The following is a 2,282-nucleotide window of genomic DNA, read 5'->3' on the forward strand; positions in this document are numbered from 1 at the left end:
GGAATTGAGTTCATAAATAAGCAGTTAATTTAGCAACAACTTGTTGCAGATTCTAAAGTTATCTTGCATAATTAAAATATAAAAGATGTATATAAGGTCGGAACAGAGATCTTAAACCTGTTCCAGTGGTCTGGATGGAGACCGAAAACCTATTCCCATTGCGGAATAAACTGCAAATACAGTGATCGCGTTGCAGAAACCTGTGAGGCCTGCGACCGGGGGAGAACCTGCGGGGACTCCTCTTTTTTATATTATGGAGATGGTGTATATGCAGAAGATGCTTGATTTTATAACATAGAAGAGAGTACGTGTAATGCGGAGTAAATAATGGTCAACCCATTTCGTACAGTTGAATAATGAAAGGGGATGTGCTACTATTGTATAGAGATGTTGATCACGGCAGCTTATTTAACGGATAAACTAGGGGGAGCTTTATATGGCCACACAAAAGCAACAAGGTATTAAAAAGCAACTGACGAAAGGATTTGTGAAAGTAGCAATAATCGGTGCGATTGCGGCAGTTATTGGAATCGTAGTACTACTGATCGCAGCGATACAGTATGAAAAGGCATTGAGCCGATACGGATTTACACAGGGAGATATCGGTAAAGCGGTCGCGGCATTTTCGGAGAGCCGGAGCGCATTACGTGCAGTAGTAGGCTATGATGACAAAGCAGTGATAGACAAGCAGATCGAACTGCATGACCAGAAAAAGGAAGCGTTTGAGGCTTACATAGATGAATTGAACCGCTCAATCAAATTCACCGAAGGCAGGGATGCCTATAATAAAATATTGCAGGAACTGGACGGGTACTGGGAATTGGATGCACAGGTATTGGAACTGGCTACTTCCGATGACGAGGACGGATATCTGAAGGCGCAGGATCTGGATATCGGAGAGCTGACCGCACAGTACGAACGGATATACGCGGAGTTTGTAGACTTGATGAATCTGTGCGTCGAAAAAGGAGATCAGGCGGAGGTAGATTTGCGTCATATGGAGCGTTTTATGCTGATCGCGATTCTGGTTATCGTAGTGACCTCTTTCTGGAGTTCTGTGGTATTAGGCAAGAAAATGGCAGGAAATATCGAAGAACCGATGATAGCGCTGGCAGATCGACTTCAGACTTTTGCACAGGGAGATCTGAATAGTGCATTCCCGGACAGAAACACGGAAGATGAGATATCCTATATGATACAGGTCGCAAAAGGCATGGCTGCTGACCTGAATCTGATCATTACGGATGCAGGAGAATTGTTGGGACAGATGGCGGAGGGTAATTATGCCATCGGTACTAAGATCGAAGAGAAATATGTAGGACAGTTTGTGGCACTGAAAGATGCCATGCGTAAGATGAACCGACAGATGAACAGTACCTTACAGCAGGTAGAAGAGGCCGCTAAGCAGGTATCTGCCGGATCGGAGAATCTTGCACAATCTGCCCAGGCGTTGGCAGAAGGAGCAACAGAGCAGGCAGGATCTGTGGAAGAACTGACGGCAACCATTACGAATATCACAGATGCCGTGTCACGTACAGCCGGCGAACTGCAGAGGACGACGGAAAAGGCTGAGAATTATGCACAGCAGGCGGATGCAGGGCATACGCAGATGAGGTCATTGATGGAGGAAATGGAGCGAATCAATGAAACATCTAAAAAGATACAGAATATTATTGCTGACATTGAAGATATTGCGAGTCAGACGAACCTGTTGTCTCTGAATGCGGCAATTGAGGCGGCCAGAGCAGGAGAAGCCGGACGGGGATTTGCAGTGGTGGCAGAACAGATCCGTAAACTGGCCGAACAGAGTGCACAGTCGGCAGTAGATACCAGAAGCCTGATCGAGGGATCGCTGCAGGAGATCGAGAATGGCAACCAGGCAGTGGAGGTAGCAGCGGAATCTCTGGAGCAGATCGTTACGGGAGTCAAGGAGATTGCGACAGATGCAAAACGATTGAGTGAAGAGTCTGCTGCGCAGGCACAGGCGATGCAACAGGCAGAACTTGGTGTGAATCAGATATCGGAAGTAGTGCAGTCGAACTCTGCGGGAGCAGAGGAATCGTCTGCTACCAGTGAGGAATTATCCGCACAGGCATATACATTAAACGATTTGGTAGGAAAGTTTACACTACGTCGGGATTAATTGCTAATTAAAAAATGAAATAAATACCGGTCTTAATAATTCGTAAATAGTGGAGAATTAAGATCGGTATTTTTTATAACATAAAACTTTCATTATAACTGAAATTTTCATTTCCGTATTATCTATTAGAATTGTAATG

1 protein-coding gene is annotated in these 2,282 nt (G+C 45.1%); it reads left to right on the forward strand.

Annotated features, from left to right (window positions below):
• Positions 1-436: 436 nt before the first annotated feature.
• A complete protein-coding gene (locus tag DW059_RS15365; protein WP_117699365.1) occupies positions 437-2,143 on the forward strand; it encodes a methyl-accepting chemotaxis protein in 1,707 nt (568 codons plus the stop codon).
• Positions 2,144-2,282 lie beyond the last annotated feature (139 nt).

The sequence above is a fragment of the Roseburia sp. AF42-8 genome (genome assembly GCF_003435965.1).
GTDB lineage: Bacteria > Bacillota > Clostridia > Lachnospirales > Lachnospiraceae > Roseburia_C > Roseburia_C amylophila.

Excerpts from the sequence above, each read along its gene's own strand:
- DW059_RS15365 (WP_117699365.1), top strand. The coding sequence starts at position 437 with ATGGCCACACAAAAGCAACAAGGTATTAAAAAGCAACTGACGAAAGGA.